15 protein-coding genes and 2 pseudogenes are annotated in these 20,460 nt (G+C 66.2%); 5 read left to right on the top strand and 12 right to left on the bottom strand.

Translation table 11 applies throughout. From position 1 onward, the window contains the following. Nucleotides 1–24: 24 nt before the first annotated feature. Nucleotides 25–921: a LysR family transcriptional regulator gene (locus MKL20_RS21230; RefSeq protein ID WP_244038332.1), complete on the top strand. Its 897-nt coding sequence runs from the start codon at nucleotides 25–27 to the stop codon at nucleotides 919–921. Between the two features lie 7 nt (nucleotides 922–928). On the opposite strand, the gene greA is transcribed toward MKL20_RS21230, so the two are convergent. Beyond that, nucleotides 929–1,405, bottom strand: a complete 477-nt coding sequence (gene greA, locus MKL20_RS21225) for a transcription elongation factor GreA (protein WP_244038418.1) — start codon at nucleotides 1,403–1,405, stop codon at nucleotides 929–931. A gap of 338 nt (nucleotides 1,406–1,743) precedes the next feature. On the opposite strand from greA, the gene MKL20_RS21220 reads away from it, so the two are divergent. Together MKL20_RS21220 and MKL20_RS21215 are read left to right on the top strand one after the other, a co-directional pair. Further along, nucleotides 1,744–2,406, top strand: a complete 663-nt coding sequence (locus tag MKL20_RS21220; RefSeq protein WP_244038331.1) for a class I SAM-dependent methyltransferase — start codon at nucleotides 1,744–1,746, stop codon at nucleotides 2,404–2,406. A 192-nt stretch (nucleotides 2,407–2,598) separates the two neighbouring features. Further along, entirely contained in the window at nucleotides 2,599–3,270 is a 672-nt protein-coding gene (locus MKL20_RS21215) for a hypothetical protein (RefSeq protein WP_244038330.1), read from the top strand. Between the two features lie 109 nt (nucleotides 3,271–3,379). Here the strand turns inward: MKL20_RS21215 and MKL20_RS21210 are convergent. The 6 genes and pseudogenes from MKL20_RS21210 to MKL20_RS21185 all read right to left on the bottom strand — a co-directional run. Then, nucleotides 3,380–3,620 (bottom strand): annotated as a pseudogene (locus MKL20_RS21210) (IS5/IS1182 family transposase); the annotation flags it as partial. 52 nt (nucleotides 3,621–3,672) lie between these two features. Further along, nucleotides 3,673–4,659: an MDR family oxidoreductase gene (locus MKL20_RS21205; protein WP_244038329.1), complete on the bottom strand. Its 987-nt coding sequence runs from the start codon at nucleotides 4,657–4,659 to the stop codon at nucleotides 3,673–3,675. A 63-nt stretch (nucleotides 4,660–4,722) separates the two neighbouring features. Beyond that, the gene (locus MKL20_RS21200; RefSeq protein ID WP_244038328.1) at nucleotides 4,723–5,328 is read right to left on the bottom strand and encodes a hypothetical protein; all 606 of its coding nucleotides are present in this window, start codon (nucleotides 5,326–5,328) and stop codon (nucleotides 4,723–4,725) included. 731 nt (nucleotides 5,329–6,059) lie between these two features. Further along, nucleotides 6,060–7,160, bottom strand: coding sequence for a cell wall hydrolase (locus MKL20_RS21195; RefSeq protein ID WP_244038417.1), 1,101 nt, complete (start codon nucleotides 7,158–7,160; stop codon nucleotides 6,060–6,062). A gap of 227 nt (nucleotides 7,161–7,387) precedes the next feature. Then, the gene (locus tag MKL20_RS21190) at nucleotides 7,388–8,098 is read right to left on the bottom strand and encodes an MOSC domain-containing protein (RefSeq protein ID WP_244038327.1); all 711 of its coding nucleotides are present in this window, start codon (nucleotides 8,096–8,098) and stop codon (nucleotides 7,388–7,390) included. Further along, nucleotides 8,095–8,793 (bottom strand): glutamine amidotransferase, encoded by a 699-nt coding sequence (locus MKL20_RS21185; protein ID WP_244038326.1) that lies wholly within the window; start codon nucleotides 8,791–8,793, stop codon nucleotides 8,095–8,097. Before MKL20_RS21185 ends, MKL20_RS21190 begins: the two co-directional genes overlap by 4 nt. A gap of 65 nt (nucleotides 8,794–8,858) precedes the next feature. Here MKL20_RS21185 and MKL20_RS21180 point away from each other — a divergent pair, with 65 nt between their 5' ends. After that, entirely contained in the window at nucleotides 8,859–9,446 is a 588-nt protein-coding gene (locus MKL20_RS21180; RefSeq protein ID WP_244038325.1) for a helix-turn-helix domain-containing protein, read from the top strand. Between the two features lie 176 nt (nucleotides 9,447–9,622). Here MKL20_RS21180 and rpoC read toward each other — a convergent pair whose 3' ends face one another. The 5 genes from rpoC to MKL20_RS21155 form a co-directional block, all read right to left on the bottom strand. Then, a complete protein-coding gene (gene rpoC / locus MKL20_RS21175; RefSeq protein ID WP_243962131.1) occupies nucleotides 9,623–13,831 on the bottom strand; it encodes a DNA-directed RNA polymerase subunit beta' in 4,209 nt (1,402 codons plus the stop codon). 172 nt (nucleotides 13,832–14,003) lie between these two features. Further along, nucleotides 14,004–18,128, bottom strand: coding sequence for a DNA-directed RNA polymerase subunit beta (gene rpoB / locus MKL20_RS21170; RefSeq protein ID WP_243962132.1), 4,125 nt, complete (start codon nucleotides 18,126–18,128; stop codon nucleotides 14,004–14,006). 245 nt (nucleotides 18,129–18,373) lie between these two features. Continuing rightward, complete coding sequence (gene rplL, locus MKL20_RS21165; RefSeq protein ID WP_243962133.1) at nucleotides 18,374–18,751, bottom strand: 50S ribosomal protein L7/L12; 378 nt, start codon at nucleotides 18,749–18,751, stop codon at nucleotides 18,374–18,376. Between the two features lie 49 nt (nucleotides 18,752–18,800). Beyond that, nucleotides 18,801–19,319 carry a 50S ribosomal protein L10 gene (gene rplJ, locus MKL20_RS21160; RefSeq protein ID WP_007566048.1) on the bottom strand — a complete coding sequence of 173 codons (519 nt, stop codon included), beginning with the start codon at nucleotides 19,317–19,319 and terminating at the stop codon, nucleotides 18,801–18,803. A 526-nt stretch (nucleotides 19,320–19,845) separates the two neighbouring features. After that, nucleotides 19,846–20,157 (bottom strand): type II toxin-antitoxin system ParD family antitoxin, encoded by a 312-nt coding sequence (locus MKL20_RS21155; RefSeq protein WP_244038324.1) that lies wholly within the window; start codon nucleotides 20,155–20,157, stop codon nucleotides 19,846–19,848. A gap of 159 nt (nucleotides 20,158–20,316) precedes the next feature. Here MKL20_RS21155 and MKL20_RS33295 point away from each other — a divergent pair. Next, a pseudogene (locus tag MKL20_RS33295) lies at nucleotides 20,317–20,460 on the top strand (hypothetical protein); the annotation flags it as partial.

The following is a 20,460-nucleotide window of genomic DNA, read 5'->3' as shown; positions in this document are numbered from 1 at the left end:
ACGCCTTCTCACGCAAGAATAGGCTTGCAGCCATGCAAGAAAGCCGGCGTTTTGCTCGACTGGGACGAGTTCCGTTTCGTGAAGACGGTGGCCGAACGGGGCGGCCTGACCGCGGCTGCGGCGCAGCTCGGGATCAACCATTCCACGGCATTCCGGCGTCTCGAGGCGATCGAGGCGCAGCTCGAAATGCGCCTGTTCGAGCGTCTGCGCACCGGCTACGTGCCGACCCCGGCCGGCCTCGCGATGATCGAGGCCGCCGCCCGGATCGAAACCGACGTGACCGGATTCGCCCGGACGGTCGCCGGCCAAGGGCAAACGCTCGCGGGCGAATTGCGCGTGACTGCCCCGGTGAATGTCGCGACCGGGCTTCTCATGCCGATCCTGGCGACGTTCTGCACGCGCTATCCGCAGATCCGCCTTGACCTGATCCTGGCCGAGCAGGCCCTGAACCTGTCACGCCGGGACGCCGACGTGGCGATCCGCGCGAGCCGAAATCCAAGCGAGACGTTGGTCGGGCGACGCCTGACCGGACTGGCCTGGGCGGTCTACGGGCGGGCCGACCGGGCCTATGGCGATCTCGCAACTGAGGATTGGGTCGTCCCGGGTTCGGCCGTGGCGGCCGGCCTGTTCGCGCCCTTCATCGCGGCGCGGGCTCCGGCCGAGCGGATCAAGCTTCGGATCAACACGGTGACGGGGCTGACCGCCGCGGTGGCGGCGGGGATCGGAATCGGCCCGCTGCCGTGCTTCGAGGGCGATGCCGATCCGGCCCTGCGCCGGCTCTCCGGCCCGCATCCGGAAATCGGCGCCGACCTCTGGATGCTCACTCATCCCGACCTGCGCCACGCCGGGCGAGTCCGGGCCTTCATGGACCATCTCGCCGAGGCGATCCTGCCTCTGCGGCCGCGTTTCGAAGGTCGGTGACCTCAGCTCAGGCGCGAATCTCAACCACCTCGACCTCGTGGCCGTTGACCTCGACCACGTCGCCAACGGTCTTGCCGGTGATCGCCTGGGCCAGCGGCGCCACGTAGGAGATCGAGCCTTTGTGCGGGTCCGCCTCGTCCTCGCCGACGATGCGGAAGGTCTGCCGGGTCTCCTTGCCGGATTCGTCCTCGCGCAGGATCGTGACGGTGGCACCGAAATGCACCGTCTGGCCGTCGATCGGCTCGACCAGCTGCGCGGTGTTCTTGCGGGCGAGCCAGTAGCGTAGATCCCGTCCGATCCGGGAATCCTCCGCCTTGTCGGCGTGGTCCAGGGTGGTCAGTTCCCGCTCCAGGCGTGCGACCTCTCCCTCGATCTGCGCCAGCCCCTCGGGGGTAACGAAGTTCGTATGGGGCGAGATGGGGCGGTCGGGCAGGTTCTCGAAGGCTTCTCCGCCTTCGGGCTCTTTGACGAATGCGACACTCATAAGGGAAGCAATGCAGCCGGAACGGCAACGGTTCCAGCCGTCCGCCGACATGCCTGCTCTGAGTTCGCTCGCCGGTGTCCCGATCAAGCCGCCCCGCGCAGCCCCGCAAGCAAGATCGAAGCTTCTCCATTCCGTGTTGAGCGATGATCGTGCAAAGATCACGATCTCGGAAGTATCTTGCGGAACAGCCGATGTCATCTCCGTCCTTTGCCGACGCCATCGCGGCCAACCGGAAAGCCTGAGATGCCTCGGCTCCGCTTCACCGCGACGACCCATCCTGGGATCGACTTGCGCACAACTTCGCGCACTACCCGGACTTCTCTTGGTTCCGTCCGCCGATGGAAGACGCTTTGCGCGCGATCGGGCTCGAACACAGCAATGTCGCGCAGCTCTGCTGCAACAACGGCCGGGAGACCGTATCCCTGATGAATCTCGGCGCCCGGGCGGCAACCGGGTTCGACCAATCGGAAGCCTTCCTGGATCAGGCCCGGGAGCTCGCCCGGACCGCCGGGCGCGCCTGCCGGTTCGTCGCCGGCGACGTGCACGCGATCGATGCGCAATACGACGGCAGCTTCGACCTCGTAGTGGTCACGATCGGCGTGTTCGGCTGGATGCCCGACCTCGCCCGGTTCATGGCGGTCCCCGCGCGCCTGCTGCGCCCCGGCGGCCGAATCCTCATTCACGAAGAGCACCCGGTCGCGAATCTATTCGAGCCGAAGCAGGAGCCACCGCTCCTCGTCCGGCACTCCTATTTTCGCGATACGCCCTTCGTCGGCGAGAACGCCATCGTGTACGGGGATGGTCCGGCGCCGCGGGTCGGACCGCATTACTGGTTCGTGCATCCCATGAGCCAGGTGATCGAGAGCCTGATCGGCGCCGGTCTCGCGATCGAGCGGTTCCAGGAGTTGCCGGACAACATCAGCACGACCGCCCACGACGCCCTCGCCGCCGGCCGGCTGCTGCCGTTGAGCTACCTGCTCCAGGCCCGGAAGAGTCTTTAGAGCCTCCGACAAAACGCCGTCACTGGGCGCCCCTGCACACGACAGTGCAGAGGGCGTTTTGTGAGAGGCTCTAAGTCATCTTTCTCGTCCTAGCGCAACTCGTACATGTTGCGGCCGCCGTAGAACCCGGTCATTGACTCTGATCTCTCTAGGTGCATGTATTAAAAATCGAAGCAGCGGGCGAATACTGGGATGCTTGAGTTTTTTCCGTCGATACCGAAGAATGCGAACTTATTATATGATTTAATCCGTGGCGTTGGTACTATTTTAGCTGGCGCGATTGGAGCATATTCCGCAATCCGATTTCGAAATTTAGCAACAAGATCGGACGCAAAATTTCTCAAAGAGCAATTAGAAGCAAATACACTGCTTACTAGAGAGATAGAGCAAAGAGTATCACGCTCAGAGTATTTGATGAAACGTGAGCTGGAATTTAGGGAAAGGCAGCTATCTATTTTATATGGGCCCGTTTACGGGTATTTGAAGAGCCAGAAGCAAATATTTGATCTTTGGATGGCTGGAAAACTGCAAGACAAAAATATGAATGTCAAAAAATTGTTCAGAGACCAAGATGAAATAATAAGAAATATTATTATAGAGAACAGTCACCTCATAGAAGGTACATCCATGCCTGACTACATCGTAGAATTTTTTACTTCTTCAATAATTTTTGATTGGTACGCCGCTTCATCGGAGCAAGGAGCCGTGCCGGATCAACTATCTAAAGAGAATGGCGTAGCTTATCCGAAAAAATTTGACGATCATTTTGTTCAAACGACTGAGCGTCTAAGAGCTAGAATTCATGCCTTGAATGCCAAGTTCGCGCTGTCGCTCGATTTACCGAACGACCAGCTTCCACGATAGGCTCGGCCTTCCACGGCTTAATAAAATCGAGCGACACCACTTATATTGCGCGCCACTTGATCAACATCAAAAAATTTAAGCGATCTACGACATTACCTGCTTAGAGCGTCTAATAGAACCACCTAATTTGGTTGAGGGTAGCGAGGCCAGTGAAGGCCTCGTAGATATCGACGCGTCGCTCGTAACGGACAGGCCCGCGGCAGAAGCGGTTGAACTGGGGTCTTGTACGCGTCACGCCGAGCGATGCGCGCCTGGCACTCGCATCGGCACGGTCGAGCGTCGCGGGCTTTGTCGGCGTGCAGATTATCCGGACGGTATCGTAGTCGCTCTCGCCGATTATTGTGCATGGGTACGTCGTTGCACAGGAATTCGCTCGGGCACCGGCCGCTTTGTGAAGAGCCTTTAGCCCACCTCCACCACGGTCCGGCCGCGGATCCGGCCGGCCAAAATCTCCGCGCCGAGCCGGCCGACCTCCTCCAGGCGGACCCGGCTCGTCATGCTGGCGAGCTTGTCGAGATCGAGTTCCCGGGCGAGGCGCGCCCAGGCCTCGCGGCGCTTCTTTTGCGGGGTGGTGACGCTGTTGATCCCGAGCAGGGAGACGCCGCGCAGAATGAACGGCGCCACGGAGGTCGGCAGATCCATGCCCTGGGCGAGACCGCAGGCGGCGACCGCCCCGTCGGCCTTGGTCTGGGCCAGCACGTTGGCCAGGGTGGTCGAGCCGACGGCATCGACGCCCGCCGCCCAGCGCTCCTTGCCGAGCGGCTTGCCGGGCTTGGACAGCTCCGCCCGGTCCAGGATTTCGGCGGCGCCGAGGCCCTTGAGGTAATCGGCCTCGCCGTCGCGGCCCGTGGAGGCGATCACGTGCCAGCCCGCCCGGGCCAGCAAAGCCACCGCCACCGAGCCGACGCCGCCCGAGGCGCCGGTGACGATCACGGGGCCCTGCTCCGGCGTCAGCCCGTGGGCGTCGAGGGCGATCCGGCACAGCATCGCGGTGTAGCCCGCGGTGCCGATCGCCATGGCCTGCTCGGGCGTGAGACCCTGGGGCAGCGGCACCAGCCAGTCGCCCTTGACCCGGGCGCGCTCGGCATAGGCGCCGAGATGCGTCTCGCCAACGCCCCAGCCGGTGAGGACGACAGAATCGCCCAGCTTGTATTCGGGGTGGTCCGAGGTCTCGACGATCCCGGCGAAATCGATGCCGGGGATCATCGGGAAGCGGCGCACCACCGGCGACGTGCCGGTGAGCGCGAGCCCGTCCTTGTAGTTCAGGGTCGAGTGCGTCACCCGGACGGTGACGTCGCCGTCCATCAGGTCGGCCTCGTCGAAATCCCGGAAGGCCAGGCTCTGCCCGGCCTCGCCCTTGTCGACCACCCAGGCCTTAAACGTCCCCATCGCCGCCTCCCTTATCTTTGTGAAGAGGTGTCGCCGGGACGTCCGGAATCAAGCCGGCCGGGATCAGTAGCCGTCGTAGAGGCTGCCCGTCGAGAAGCCGAGGCCGACACCGACATCCGCCGAGCTGGCGCCGGTGATGCCCACGGCATCCGGGATCGAGCCGACCAGCGGGCCGCCATAGGACGCGGCGCGATAACCGCCCCCGTAGCCGCCGCCATACCCACCGCCACCTGCCGGCACCCAGCCGGAGCGGGCCGGCGCCACCAGGACGCGCCGGGAGACGGTGGCGTATTCCGGCGGGATCGTCTCGGGGATCGACTGGGCGGGCCGCACCAGCACGGTCCGGGTGCGCAGAGCGAAGCGCGGCGGCGTCGTGACCCAGCAGCCGATCAGCTCGCCGCCGGGACCGCGGCTGGTCTGCCAGAAGCGGCCGCCGGGCGAGACCATCACGCGCTCGGATACCGTGTCGTAGACGGGCGGCGTGGTGCGATAGACCGTGCGCGGCGGCCGCACCAGCACGTTCTCCTGCACGGTGTCGTAGACCGGCGGCGTCGTGACGTGGCGGTAGCATTCGGAGCCGTAGCAGCCGCCGGCCTGCGCGGGGGCGGCGAACAGCAGGCCGCCGAAGACGGCGGCGAGAAGGGTTGAGCGTGCGACCGGCGCGGTCATGGAAGTCCTCTGGTACGCGGTACGGGCGAGATGCTGCGCAAAGGCGGCGCTCGTCTCGACGCACTACAGACCAGAGTCGTTGCCCGGTTCGCAAGCAGAGTTCGAAATGAAGGTAAAATTAACCCTCGATCCCGACTGCGTAGTTACTGAATACTTAGAGCAACGACCCAGGAACGCGACCACCGATTCTCGGAAAAGATGATGTGAAGCCAAAGACCGACAGCATCGACCCAAATCCGGTTTCCGGGCCGATGCCGCGGATAACATTCCACACTTGATCGGATCGGCCAGCGCACGATGACCGAGCGGCCGTCCGCCGCGGCGGCATGACACCATGGGTTCGACAGGGGATGCCGGCCCTGGACAAGTGACAGGCGCAAACGCCCTCGCTACCGTGGCCCCGTTGGGCGCAACCCTCCCGTCACGAAGGCACCGGGCCACCGGCGCTTACGGCGGAATAGCCGACCGCTGTCGTTCGAGTAGGCAGACGGGAAGGGGTTGAGCGATGTGCTGATGATTCCGCTCTTGCGGATCACCATTACGAGGAACCCGAGCGGTGAGTGGTCTGTGACCATCACGCTCGGGCTCGCGTAACACTTAGCTGGCTGGCTACCCAATAAGAGGGTCCGCGGGTGGCCCCCCGCGGGCTCTCGCTTACAGTATGTGGGCCTCAGCCCACGAATGCAAACCCCTACGAGAAAACAGCAAAAGCCCTTGTTGATGCCGGCCGCTCAGGTCTGCCCGGGCTTGAGCTGGTAGAAAATGTGCCGCCCGATGACATCCATCTTGCGCAGGCGGCGCGCCCAGCCCGGCCGCACGTAGTCGGCGTGGTAGTGGGTCGCGGCGCCGACCTCGGCCAGATAGGTCCGGCCCTCGATCACCGAGCGGGCGATCCGGGTCGCCGATTCCCAGGCGCCGGCATCGGTGATGCGCAGGGATTTGCCCTCGCAGGCGAAGGAGAACTGGCAGCCCATGTAATGGTGCCGGTTCTGGTAGACGACGCCGCAGACGCTGCTCGGATAGAGGCCGCTCTTCACGCGGTTGAGCACGACCTGGGCCACGGCGGCCCGGCCGGCCTCGGATTCGCTGCGGGCCTCGAAATACACGGCTTCCGACAGGCAGCGCTGCTCCTTGTCGAGGGAGTCCGGATCGATCAAGTCGGCGTAGCGCCGGCGGGCATCCTCCGGGACCGATTGCAGAATCTCCGGGCGATCGGGACGGATCGCGAAATCGGGCAGCGCCAGGCTCGCGGCCGCCACCTCGATCGGGATCGCGTCGGCCGGCGCCGGCGTGGTCGAGGACAGGGCCACGGCCCGAGGCACGGGCGGGGTCGAGCCGTCGTAGCGGCGCTCGGTTTCGCCATCCTCGGTGAGGTCGGCGCTGCCCTCGCCCGTGGAGGCGGCGCTGCCGGAGCCGGTGGTCAGGCCGAGATCGGGCACCGGCACGAAGCCGGCCTCCGGCTCGGCCTCAGGATCCCAGACCGCCGAGCCCGCGCTCAGCACGCCGCTGACGCTGCCGGTGACGTCGCCGAACACCAGGGCGGCCCCGGTCTCGCGCAAGGCGGCAGCGCGGCGGGCGAAGCTCGCGGCCGGCGGCTGGGACGGATCGCCCTTGGCCTGGCGCTGGACCACCGGGAAGACGTGCGCGCCGGTCTTGAGCACCGCCTGGAGCGGCTCATCGGCGCTGCGCCGCAGGGCGGATCCGATCAGCGCGGTGCCGGGCGGCAGGGCCGGCACCGTGAAGGCATCGATCGCCCCGAGCCGGCTCGATCCGATCGCGTTCTCGGTCCCGGCATCGGCCGTGAACGAGACTAGCAGGCCGAGCCCCGCCAGCCAGGGCGTGAAGGCGGCCGAGAGCCAGCGCAGGCTCGATTCCCGTCGTCCTCGTCTCGCACGCACGGCTACAGACCCGTTCCGATCAGCCCCATCCGCGATCCTGGGCGCCGATCACGGCGGTTCCGGTGCGGTCCGGGATTTATCGGCCGGTATGGTTGAGGTCGGGTTAAGCGCGACGGCCGGCGCTCGTCCGAAAGGGGACGGAGCGGCCGCCCGCGCCGGTCTCAGCCGCCGGGGGACTCGAGTCGCGCCGCCCAATCCTCGACCACGCCGCGCTCGAGGCGCCGCCGGGCCAGCGCCCGCCAGGACGGCGACAGCGCGTCGAGTTCCGCGATGCCTGCGAGGGCGTCCCGATCCAGCCGGTCCACGTAGAAGGCGCGCAGGAGCCGCGCGAGGGGCCAGGCCGGATGCGGCCGTTCGATCATGCGGAGACGGTCGCCCGCCGCGATGACGCCCGGCTCCACGACGCGGTAGTACCAGCCGGTCCGCCCGCTCGCCTGAACCCTGCGGGCCATGTCGGCGGCTCCGAAACGGTGATTGAGCTTCCAGCAGGGCTGCCGGGCCTGGCTGACCTGGAGCAGGACCGACCCGGCGCGCCACAGATCGCCGACGCAGATGTCCGTCTCGGTCAGGCCGGCGGTCGACAGGTTCTCGCCGAAGGCTCCGGGCCGCGCGAGGAGCGCCGGCTCGGCGTCTGGCAAGTCCTGCCGCCACCCGGTGTAATGATCGAACGCGTAGTGGTGCACGGCCTTCTCGGGGCCGCCGTGATGGCGCCGGTCCGCCTGCTCGTCGCCCTCCAGCCCGTTGGGGCCGACCGCGATCGGGCCGTCGAGGGGCGCCTTGACGATAGCGCTGAAAGAGCCCGTCGTGCCCAGCGGCGCGCTCGGCCCGGCCAGCACCGCGTCGATGGTGACATCCGTCGCGCCGCCGGTCATGCGAGTCCGCCCAGCCATTCGCCGAGGCAGCGCCGTCCCGCCTCGGCGGCGCCTGGACCGAGCCGGCGCGCATCGTCGCGCAGGGCCGGCACCGACACGCCCGGCGTCGCCGCGATCTCGACCGCGTGGCCGATCAGCCAACGCTCGAAACCCTGCCCGTCCGCTTCCGGGTGAAACTGGAAGCCCAGCCCATGCCGACCGAGCGCGAAGGCCTGATGGGGGCAGAGCCGCGTCGCGGCCAGGCGATCGGCGCCGGGCGGAAGATCGAACGCGTCGCCGTGCCAGTGCAGCACCGGCACGTGTTCGAGATGCCGCAACGGGCCGGCACGGCCGCGATCGGTCAGCTCCACCGGGGCCCAGCCGATCTCCTTGCCAGGACCGGGAGCGACCCGGGCTCCGAGGGCGGCGGCCATGAGCTGGGCGCCGAGACAGATCCCGAGGGTCGTCGCGCCGGCCGCGAGCCGAGCGCGCAGGGCTTCGCGCTCGCCGTGCAGGAACGGATAGAGGTCGTCTTGGTCGGCACCGATCGGGCCTCCGAGGACGACGAGCAGGTCGGCGTCCTGGGCGTCCTCCGGCGTCAGCTCATCGAGCCCCGCCTCCCGATACTGGATGGTGTAGCCCGCCGTCGCGATCGGCGCGGCGAAGGCGCCGAGATCCTCGAAAGCCACATGGCGGATAACGAGAGCGATAGGCATGGACCGGATCCGGTTCGAAGCCGACCAGCTCCGAGGGCCTCAAGCCCTCCGCTCTGGACAACCTGTTGTCCGAAGGCATAAAGGTTGCCCGCCCGCTGGGCAAGCGGCATGGTCCCGTCATGTCGATCCTCGCCGGCCGTATCCGTGCCTTTCGCCACCGCCGCGGCCTGACCCTCGAAGCGCTGGCCGCCGCCGCCGGTATCCACAAGGGACATCTGTCCCGGATCGAGCGCGGCGAGAAGGCGCCCTCCGTCGGGACTCTAGAGGCGATCGCCCGCGCGCTGGGCGCTCAGATGGCGGAGCTGTTCGGCGAATCGGCCGGGGCTGCCGACCTGGTGGTGGTGCGGCGGGAGGACCGCGCCGTGGTCCAGGACCCGAGCTACGGGGTGCAGGCCCTCGTGCCCGGTGCCGCCGGCCGGGCCGGGGCGCTTTACATCGTCGAGCCGGGCGACGCGTTCCTCACCCAGGATCGGCCAAGCCATGGCGGCCAGGAGATCGCCTACGTGTTGGAGGGTGAGGTCGAGCTGGCGGTGGCGGACCGCCTCATCGCGCTGAGAACGGGCGATTGCGCTACTTACGATGCGGGCCTGCCGCACCGGCTGCGCCGGCTCGCCGGGCGCAAGGCCGCCGTGCTGGTCTTCGTAGCCGGCTGAGATCCCATCCAAAAAGAAACCGGGTTTCCAAAGGGCTCGCAGCCCTTTGGCGGGGTTCTGGGGCAGAGCCCCAGAGCTTGGAGAACCATCGCAAGCAAGCGGCATCAAACGTCTGCCGGCAAAAGAAAAGGGCGGCCCGGAGGCCGCCCTTTCCTGCATTCACGCTCCCGATCCGATCACTCGGCGGCGGGCGGCAATCCTTCCATCGGATCCACGGCGCTGCCGGCCTGCTTCTGCTGCAGGATCATCGCGTCGCGACGCCGCGCCACGGCGCGGATGTCGGCCACCATCGAGCCGGTGCCCGCCGGGATGAGCGAGCCGACGATGACGTTCTCCTTGAGGCCTTCCAGATGGTCGACCTTGCCGTTGACCGCGGCTTCGGTGAGCACCCGGGTGGTCTCCTGGAACGAGGCCGCCGAGATGAACGACTTCGTCTGCAGCGACGCCTTGGTGATGCCGAGCAGAACCGGCACGCCCTGGATCGGCTTCTTGCCCTCGGCAAGCAGCTTCTCGTTGAACTCGGTCAGCTCCGTACGGTCGATCTGGTCACCCGCGAGGATGTCCGAATCACCACCGTCGGTGACTTCGACCTTCTGCAGCATCTGCCGGACGATCACCTCGATGTGCTTGTCGTTGATCGACACGCCCTGCAGCCGGTAGACCTCCTGGATCTCGTTGACGAGGTAGGCCGCGAGTTCCTCCACGCCCTTGATCGCCAGGATGTCGTGCGGCGCCGGGTTTCCGTCGACGATGTAATCGCCGAGTTCCACCACGTCGCCGTCCTGCAGGTGGATGTGCTTGCCCTTCGGGATCAAGTACTCCACCGCCTCGGAGCCGTCATGCGGCGTCAGCGTGAGCCGACGCTTGTTCTTGTAGTCGCGGCCGAACGCGATGGTGCCCGACTTCTCGGCGATGATCGCCGCGTCCTTCGGGCGCCGTGCCTCGAACAGCTCCGCCACCCGCGGCAGACCGCCGGTGATGTCGCGGGTCTTGGCCGAGTCGGTCGAGACGCGGGCCAGGATGTCGCCGGCATTGACCTTGGCGCCGGGATCGAAGCCGATGATGGCATCGACCGGCAGGAAGTAGCGGGCGTCCGAGCCGCGCGGCAGCTTGAGCGCCTTGCCTTCCTTGTCGACCACGACCATCGCGGGCTTCAGGTCCGAGGTCCGGGCCGAACCGCGCCAATCGACGACGACGCGCTTGGCGATGCCGGTCGACTCGTCGGTGGTCTCGGTCATCGACTGGCCGTCGACCAAGTCCTCGTAGGCCACGATGCCGTCGACCTCGGTGAGGATCGGACGGGTGTAGGGGTCCCACTCGGCGATCCGCTGGCCGCGCTTGATCTTGTCGCCCTCGTCGACCCGGAGCTTGGCGCCGTATTGCAGGCGGTGGACCGCCCGCTCGACCCCGTCGGAGCCGACGATGACCACGGCCACGTTCCGACCGGTGGCGATCAGGTCCCCGTCCGAGTTCTTGGCGATCGCCCGGTTGCGGACCTTGATCGTGCCCTCGAAGCTCGACTCGATGAACGACGAGTCGGCGATCTGCGCGGCACCACCGATGTGGAAGGTGCGCATCGTGAGCTGGGTGCCCGGCTCGCCGATCGACTGCGCCGCGATGACGCCGACCGCCTCGCCCATGTTGACGGGCGTGCCACGGGCGAGATCGCGCCCGTAGCAGGTGGCGCAGACGCCGCTCCGGGTGGCGCAGACCAGCACGGAGCGGATCTTCACCTCCTGGATCCCGGCCGCCTGGATGGCGGGCAGGTGCTTCTCCTCGATGGTCTCGCCGGTCTTCACGATCACCGTGCCGTCGGCCGACACCAGATCCTCGGCGGTGGCACGGCCGAGGATACGGGTCGCCAGCGTCGCCACGACCTGGCCGGCATCCACGATGGCGCGCATCTTGATGCCGTTGGTCGTGCCGCAATCCACCTCGCGGATCACGGCGTCCTGGGCCACGTCAACGAGGCGGCGGGTCAGGTAGCCGGAGTTGGCGGTCTTCAGGGCGGTGTCGGCGAGGCCCTTACGGGCGCCGTGCGTGGAGTTGAAGTACTCCAGCACGTCCAGACCTTCCTTGAAGTTCGAGATGATCGGCGTCTCGATGATCTCGCCCGAGGGCTTGGCCATCAGGCCGCGCATGGCGGCGAGCTGCTTCATCTGGGCGGGCGAGCCACGGGCACCCGAGTGGCTCATCATGTAGATCGAGTTGACCTGCTTGTCGGCGCCGTTCTCATCCTTCTGGACGCTCGAGATGCGGTTCATCATCTCGGCGGCCAGCTTGTCCGAGCACTTGGCCCAGGCGTCGACGACCTTGTTGTACTTCTCGCCCTGGGTGATCAGGCCGTCGTTGTACTGCTGCTCGTAGTCCTTCACGAGCGTGCGTGTGGTGTCGACAATCGACCACTTGTTGTCCGGCACGACCATGTCGTCTTTGCCGAACGAGATGCCGGCTTTGAACGCGTGGTTGAAGCCGAGCGCCATGATCCGATCACAGAAGATCACCGACTCCTTCTGACCGCAGTGGCGGTAGACGGTGTCGATCATCGCCGAGATTTCCTTCTTGGTCATCAGCTTGTTGACGACGTCGAAGGGAACCTTGGCGTGCTTCGGCAGTGCGCCGGACAGGATCACCCGGCCGGGGGTGGTGTCGTAGGTCTTGGTCAGCGGCTCGCCATCCGGGCCGATGCCGTTCCAGCGCCACCGGATCTTGGTGTGCAGCGACACGGTCTTGGCCGCCAACGCGTGCTCCAGCTCGCCCATGTCGCCGAAGACGCCCTGCATCGGGTTCTTCGGGTTGTCCGGATTGAACGCGCCCTTGGAGCCGTCGGCCACGATCGACAGGTAGTAGAGGCCGAGCACGATATCCTGCGACGGCACGATGATCGGCTGACCATTGGCCGGGTGCAGGATGTTGTTGGTCGACATCATCAGGACGCGCGCTTCCAGCTGCGCCTCGAGCGACAGCGGGACGTGCACGGCCATCTGGTCGCCGTCGAAGTCGGCGTTGAACGCGGCGCAGACCAGCGGGTGCAGCTGGATCGCCTTGCCCTCGATCAGCTTCGGCTCGAAGGCCTGGATGCCGAGGCGGTGGAGCGTCGGCGCGCGGTTCAGCATCACCGGGTGCTCGCGGATCACCTCATCGAGGATGTCCCAGACCTCCGGCTTTTCTTTTTCAACGAGCTTCTTTGCCTGCTTCACCGTCGCGGAGAAGCCCTTGGCGTCCAGCCGCGCGTAGATGAACGGCTTGAACAGCTCCAGCGCCATCTTCTTCGGCAGGCCGCACTGGTGCAGCTTCAGCTCGGGGCCGACCACGATGACCGAACGGCCGGAATAGTCGACGCGCTTGCCGAGCAGGTTCTGGCGGAACCGGCCCTGCTTGCCCTTGAGCATGTCGGCGAGCGACTTCAGCGGACGCTTGTTGGCACCCGTGATGACGCGGCCGCGGCGGCCGTTGTCGAACAGCGCGTCGACGGCCTCCTGCAACATCCGCTTCTCGTTGCGGATGATGATGTCGGGGGCGCGCAGCTCGATCAGCCGCTTCAGGCGGTTGTTGCGGTTGATGACGCGGCGATACAGGTCGTTCAGGTCGGAGGTCGCGAAGCGGCCGCCATCCAGCGGGACCAGCGGACGCAGGTCCGGCGGGATCACCGGGACGACGGTGAGGATCATCCACTCCGGCTTGTTGCCGGACATCTGGAACGCCTCGATGATCTTGAGGCGCTTCAGGAGCTTCTTCGGCTTCAGCTCCGAGGTGGTGACCGCGATCTCCTCGCGCAGATCGTTGGCGATCTTGTCGAGGTCGAGTTCCTGCAGAATGCGCCGGATGGCCTCGGCGCCGATCATGGCGGTGAACGAGTCCTCGCCGTACTCCTCCTGGGCGCGCAGGTACTCCTCCTCCGAGAGGAGCTGGCGCTCCTTCAGGGGGGTGAGGCCCGGCTCGATGACGCAGTAGGACTCGAAGTACAGGATCCGCTCAAGGTCCTTGAGCGCCATGTCGAGCAGCAGGCCGATGCGCGAGGGCAGCGACTTCAGGAACCAGATATGCGCGACCGGGGCGGCCAGCTCGATATGGCCCATGCGGTCACGCCGGACGCGCGCCAGCGTCACCTCGACGCCGCACTTCTCACAGATGACGCCCTTGTACTTCATGCGCTTGTACTTGCCGCACAAGCACTCGTAATCCTTGATCGGCCCGAAGATGCGCGCGCAGAACAGGCCGTCGCGCTCGGGCTTGAAGGTCCGGTAGTTGATGGTCTCCGGCTTCTTGATCTCGCCGTACGACCAGGAGAGGATCTTCTCCGGCGACGAGATCGAAATCTTGATCTGATCGAAGCTGACCGGCGTGGCCTGCTGGTTGAAAAGGTTCATGACCTCTTGGTTCATGATCCGCTCCTTGTTGACGCCGGTGGCCCCGCGCCGGGCCATCGTGTCCTGTAAAAGATCCGGCGCCGCGCCCTGCTCAGGCGCCGCTGGCCGTCGTCACCCGGAGGCCCCGCCCCTCCCCGCTCGACCGTGGCGGCTCGATGCCGCCACGGGAGGTGTTGTTGCGACTCCGCTACTCGGCGGCGTCGGCCGGCGGCTCCAGCTGGTCGTTCGCGGCCTTCTTGGAGGACGTGAGCTCGACGTTGAGGCCGAGCGAGCGCATCTCCTTGACGAGCACGTTGAACGATTCGGGGATGCCGGCCTCGAAGGTGTCGTCGCCGCGGACGATCGCCTCGTAGACCTTGGTGCGGCCGGCCACGTCGTCCGACTTCACCGTGAGCATCTCCTGCAGTGTGTAGGCCGCGCCGTAAGCCTCCAGCGCCCAGACCTCCATCTCGCCGAAGCGCTGACCGCCAAACTGCGCCTTTCCGCCCAGCGGCTGCTGGGTGACGAGCGAGTACGGGCCGATCGACCGGGCGTGGATCTTGTCGTCCACCAGGTGGTGCAGCTTCAGCATGTAGATGTAGCCCATCGTCACCTTGCGGTCGAAGGGCTCGCCGGAGCGGCCATCGTAGAGCGTCGACTGCGCCGAGCGGTCGAGACCGGCCATTTCGAGCATCTGCTCGATGTCGGCCTCCTTGGCGCCGTTGAACACCGGGGTGGCCATCGGCACGCCGCGACGGACGTTGTTGCCGGCCTCGGCCAGCTCCTCGTCGGTCAGGCCGTCGAGTTCGCCCGGGGAGTAGATCGCCTCCATCTCCTGACGCAGAGGCGCGATGTCGTGCGACTTCAGATAGGCATCCACCGCCTTCGAGACCTTGCGACCCAGGCCCGCAGCCGCCCAGCCCAGATGGGTCTCCAGGATCTGGCCGACGTTCATGCGCGAGGGCACGCCCAGCGGGTTGAGCACGATGTCGGCATGGGTCCCGTCTTCCAGGAACGGCATGTCCTCGATCGGCACGATCCGCGACACGACACCCTTGTTGCCGTGACGGCCGGCCATCTTGTCGCCCGGCTGGATCTTGCGCTTCACCGCCACGAAGACCTTGACCATCTTCATGACGCCGGGGGGCAGCTCGTCGCCGCGCTGCAGTTTCTCGACCTTGTCGAGGAAGCGCTGCTCGAGGCGCTTCTTCGACTCGTCGTACTGCTTCTGCATCGCCTCCATCTCGGTCATGAGACGGTCTTCGATGACGGCGAACTGCCACCATTGCGAGCGCGGGTAGTCGTTGATCAGCTCACGGGTGAGCGTGGTGTCCTTCTTGAAGCCCTTCGGGCCGGCCACCGGCGCCTGACCGATCAGCACATCCGCCAGGCGGGCGTAGGTGTTGCGGTCGAGGATCGCCTGCTCGTCGTCGCGGTCCTTGGCGAGCCGCTCGATCTCCTCGCGCTCGATCGCCTGGGCGCGCTCGTCCTTGTCGACGCCGTGCCGGTTGAACACGCGGACCTCGACGATCGTGCCGGTGACGCCCGGCGGCACCCGCAGGGAGGTGTCGCGCACGTCCGAGGCCTTCTCGCCGAAGATGGCGCGCAGGAGCTTCTCCTCCGGCGTCATCGGGCTCTCGCCCTTCGGGGTGATCTTGCCGACCAGGATGTCGCCGGCATTCACCTCGGCACCGATATAGACGATGCCGGCCTCGTCGAGGTTCTTGAGCGCTTCCTCCGAAACGTTCGGGATGTCGCGGGTGATTTCCTCCGGCCCGAGCTTGGTGTCGCGGGCCATCACCTCGAACTCCTCGATGTGGATCGAGGTGAACACGTCATCCTTCACGATCCGCTCGGAGAGCAGGATCGAGTCTTCGAAGTTGTAGCCGTTCCACGGCATGAACGCGACGAGCACGTTCCGGCCGAGCGCCAGCTCGCCGAATTCCGTCGACGGACCGTCGGCGATGATCTCGCCCTTCTTCACCGGCTCGCCGACGCGGACCAGCGGCTTCTGCGTGATGCAGGTCGACTGGTTGGAGCGCTGGAACTTCTGCAGGCGGTAGATGTCGACGCCCGGCTTGGTGGCGTCGGCCTCTTCGGTGGCTCGGATGACGATACGGGTGGCGTCCACCTGATCGACGATGCCGGAGCGGCGCGCCGCGATGGCCGCGCCGGAATCGCGGGCGACCACGGCCTCCATGCCGGTGCCGACGAACGGCGCGTCGGCGCGGACCAGCGGCACGGCCTGCCGCTGCATGTTCGAGCCCATGAGGGCGCGGTTGGCGTCGTCGTTCTCTAGGAACGGGATCAGCGCCGCGGCTACCGAGACGAGCTGCTTGGGCGAGACGTCCATAAGGTCGACGCGCTCAGGCCCCACGACGATCACGTCGCCGGCCCGGCGGCAGACCACGAGGTCTTCCGTCAGCTTCTTGTTCTCGTCCATCTGGGCGTTGGCCTGGGCGACGTAGTACTTCGCCTCCTCCATGGCCGAGAGGTAGGCGACCTCATTGGTGACCACGCCGTCGCGCACGCGGCGGAAAGGGGTCTCGATGAAGCCGTACTTGTTCACCCGGGCGAAGGTCGCCAGCGAGTTGATCAGGCCGATATTCGGGCCTTCCGGCGTCTCGATCGGGCAGATGCGGCCGTAATGGGTCGGGTGCACGTCGCGCACCTCGAACCCGGCGCGCTCGCGGGTCAGACCGCCCGGGCCAAGCGCCGAGAGGCGGCGCTTGTGCGTCACCTCGGAGAGCGGGTTGGTCTGGTCCATGAACTGCGAGAGCTGCGACGAGCCGAAGAACTCGCGCACCGCCGCCGCCGCCGGCTTGGCGTTGATCAGGTCCTGCGGCATCACCGTGTCGATATCGACCTGGCTCATGCGCTCGCGGATCGCGCGCTCCATGCGGAGCAGCCCGAGGCGGTACTGGTTCTCCATCAGCTCGCCGACCGAGCGCACCCGGCGGTTGCCGAGGTGATCGATGTCGTCGATCTCGCCCTTGCCGTCACGCAGCTCGACCAGCGCCTTGACCACCGCCAGCATGTCCTCCTTGCGGAGGGTGCGGACCGTGTCGGCGGCGTCGAGGTCGAGGCGCATGTTCATCTTCACGCGGCCGACCGCGGAGAGGTCGTAGCGCTCGGAATCGAAGAACAGCGAGTGGAACATCGCCTCGGCGGTGTCGAGCGTCGGCGGCTCACCGGGACGCATGACCCGGTAGATGTCGAACAGCGCGCCCTCGCGGTTGGAATTCTTGTCCACCGCCAGCGTGTTGCGGATGTAGGGGCCGACATTGACGTGGTCGATGTCGAGCACCGGAAGCTCGGTGATGCCGACCTCTTCCAGGCTCTTCAGGAGCTTCTCGGAGATCTCCTCACCGGCCTCGGCCCAGATCTCGCCGGTCTCGGCGTTGACCAGATCCTCGGCGATGTACTGGCCGACCAGATCCTCGTCGGTGGCCTTGAGGAACTTGGTGCCCTTGTCGGTGATCTGGCGGGCGTTGCGGGCGTTGAGCTTCTTGCCGGCCTCTAGCACGACCTCGCCGGAATCTGCGTCGATCAGGTCGACGGTGGCCTTCATGCCCTTCATCCGCTCGGGATCGAACGGCACGCGCCACTCGGCGCCGTCGCGGTCGTAGACCACGCGGTTGTAGAAGGTCGCCAGGATCTCCTCGCCGTCGAGGCCGAGCGCGTAGAGCAGCGACGTCGCCGGCAGCTTGCGCTTGCGGTCGATGCGGACGTGCACGATGTCCTTGGCGTCGAACTCGACGTCGAGCCAGGAGCCGCGATACGGGATGATGCGGGCGGCGAACAGGAGCTTGCCCGAGGAGTGGGTCTTGCCCTTGTCGTGGTCGAAGAACACGCCCGGCGAGCGGTGCATCTGCGAGACGATGACGCGCTCGGTGCCGTTGACGATGAAGGTGCCGTTCTCCGTCATCAGGGGCATGTCGCCCATGTAGACGTCCTGCTCCTTGATGTCCTTGACCGACTTGGCCTGGGTGTCCGGATCGACATCGAACACGATCAGCCGCAGCGTCACCTTCAGCGGCGCCGCGAAGGTGATGCCGCGCTGGCGACACTCGTCGACATCGTATTTCGGCTGCTCGAACGTGTAGCGCACGAATTCGAGCAGGGCCGTCGAGGCGAAGTCCGAGATCGGGAACACCGACTTGAACACGCTCTGGAGGCCTTCATCGCCGCGGCCGCCCTCCGGCTCGTCGACCATGAGGAACTGATCGTAGGATGCCTTCTGAACCTCGATGAGGTTCGGCATCTCGGCGACTTCCTTGATCTTGCCGAAGAACTTCCGAATGCGCTTGCGACCGACCAGCGTGTTGGCCATGTGAACTCGCTCCATCCCGCGTGCCTCGCGCCCGGGGAAGCGTTCCCGAAAGGGACCTCCCGCGCCGGGCCGTAACGCGCGCCCCGCCGGACCGCGCCACCGAACCGAATCTCTCTAGGCTCCCGTCCGGAGCCGTCCGCCGAAGCGGCCTAAAGCCCGCGGGTGCTGCACCCGCGGGCTCCAGTCACGACAGGCCCGAAGCGGACCTCCGTGGGGTGATGGGCCGGAACCGGCCCATCGTCGACTTACTTGAGCTCGACCTTGGCGCCGGCCTTCTCGAGCTGGGCCTTGAGCTTCTCGGCCTCGTCCTTGGTGACGCTCTCCTTGACCGGCTTCGGAGCGCCCTCGACCAGATCCTTGGCCTCCTTGAGGCCGAGGCCGGTGATCGCGCGGACCTCCTTGATCACCTCGATCTTCTTGTCGCCAGCGGCGGCAAGCACGACGGTGAACTCGGTCTGCTCCTCGACGGCGGCGGCAGCGCCACCGGCGGCCGGGCCGGCAGCGACGGCGACGGCGGCAGCAGCCGAGACGCCCCACTTCTCTTCGAGCAGCTTGGCCAGGTCGGCGGCCTCGAGAACGGTCAGCGAGGACAGGTCGTCGACGAGCTTGGCAAGATCAGCCATTTTCTATTCCTCTCAGATATCGGTTCGAACGAATGGTTTTTGAAGGGCCTCAGGCGGCCTCGTCCTTGGTGGCATAGGCCCCGAACACGCGGGCGAGCTTGGCCGCCGGCGCATTGACGACCTGGGCGATCTTGGTCGCGGGCGCCTGTACGAGGCCCACGATCTTGGCGCGCAGTTCGTCGAGGGACGGGAGCGAGGCGAGAGCCTTCACGCCGTCCGGGTTCAGGGTTGTCTTCCCCATCGCGCCGCCGAGAATCACGAGCTTGTCGTTCGTCTTGGCGAAATCCACCGCGACCTTGGCGGCGGCGACCGGATCGCCCGAATAGGCGAGCAGGGTCGGGCCCTTCAGGAGCGGCTTGATGGAGGCGACGTCCGTACCATCGAGTGCGATGCCGGCGAGGCTGTTCTTGGCGACCTTCACGGTGGCGCCGGCCTGCTTCATCTGCGAGCGCAGCTTCTGCATGTCGGCGACCGTGAGGCCCTTGTAGTGGGCCACGACGACGACGGCGCTCTGATTGAACACGCCGTTGAGCGTCGAGACGAGGTCAGCTTTTGCTGTCCGGTCCACTGGGCTCTCTCCGGTTGGCGGAACCCGATCTCGGGCCCGCCGGTTGCACATGCCGCCCGGACGTGGTCTCGGCCTTCAAGAGACCGGGAACGTCCGAACGACGCTTCGCGGCCCTGTCCCCGCACGGGCCCCGGAGGGTCGTTTCGGGTGAGTTGGTTCAAACCGACACCCCTCCTCGGCGTTTGCCGAAGCGAGGCTTTTCCTAAGTTCGGTCTTCCCCGTCTGTGCAGGCTGGGCGTGGATTAAGCCGGCGAGCCGGCACCTGCAGTCTCGGACAGGACATGGCCGGACAAGGCTCCGCGGGGCTCATCACCCCCTGGATCCTGCCGGCCACTGCCACCCGGTTGCCCGGGCGACATTTCATGCGGAAACCGGCCGATTGGCCGTCTCCTTCCGTGAGGATGAAATGCGTAAGGCGCGGTGTATAGAGGCTTGCAAGCCGCCTGCCAAGAGCCGAAGCGCGACTTTTCCGCCGCAGGCAAGGGCTGGCGTGGGAGAACGGCTTGGGACGCATGGCCTAGCTTTTTCAGAGCGGATCGCCCGACTTCGCCGAATTGCCCTGATCCATCCAAGAAGTACCGCCGGACACGACACGGCTTAGCTCAAGCTCGACCCGACGGGCGTGCCGCTCGTCCAAACGGTCAAAGACGACCTTCGCAGGAACGCCTGGACGCGATCCGTCGAAGGCGGCGAGAAGCGAATCCAGGAGGGCATCCCGATACTCGGACTCGACAGCCAGACGGTCCTCTAGGAGACGCAATCCCGCCGCCACGACCTCGGTCGCATCGCGAAACCGGCCGGTGGCGACCTCAGAGCCTGTTTGACCGGTCTTTCCCATTCTCGCCCTCATCCTGAGGTGGCGTAGCGGAGCGGAGCCCTCGAAGGAGCCCTCCAGCCAGCCGCGCGATCCCTGGAGGGCTCCTTCGAGGCTGCTGCGCAGCACCTCAGGATGAGGGGACGATTGGGATAGACCGGTCAAACAGGCTCTGAGGTCGCCACCGGCCCGTTTCGCGATGCGACCGAGGTCGTGGCGGCGGGATTGCGTCTCCTAGAGGACCGTCTGGCTGTCGAGTCCGAGTATCGGGATGCCCTCCTGGATTCGCTTCTCGCCGCCTTCGACGGATCGCGTCCAGGCGTTCCT

The organism is Methylobacterium sp. E-066, assembly GCF_022829635.1.
Taxonomy (GTDB): Bacteria; Pseudomonadota; Alphaproteobacteria; order Rhizobiales; family Beijerinckiaceae; genus Methylobacterium.
Note: the sequence above shows the minus strand (reverse complement) of the source record. Positions and strands in the feature narration are given on the sequence as shown.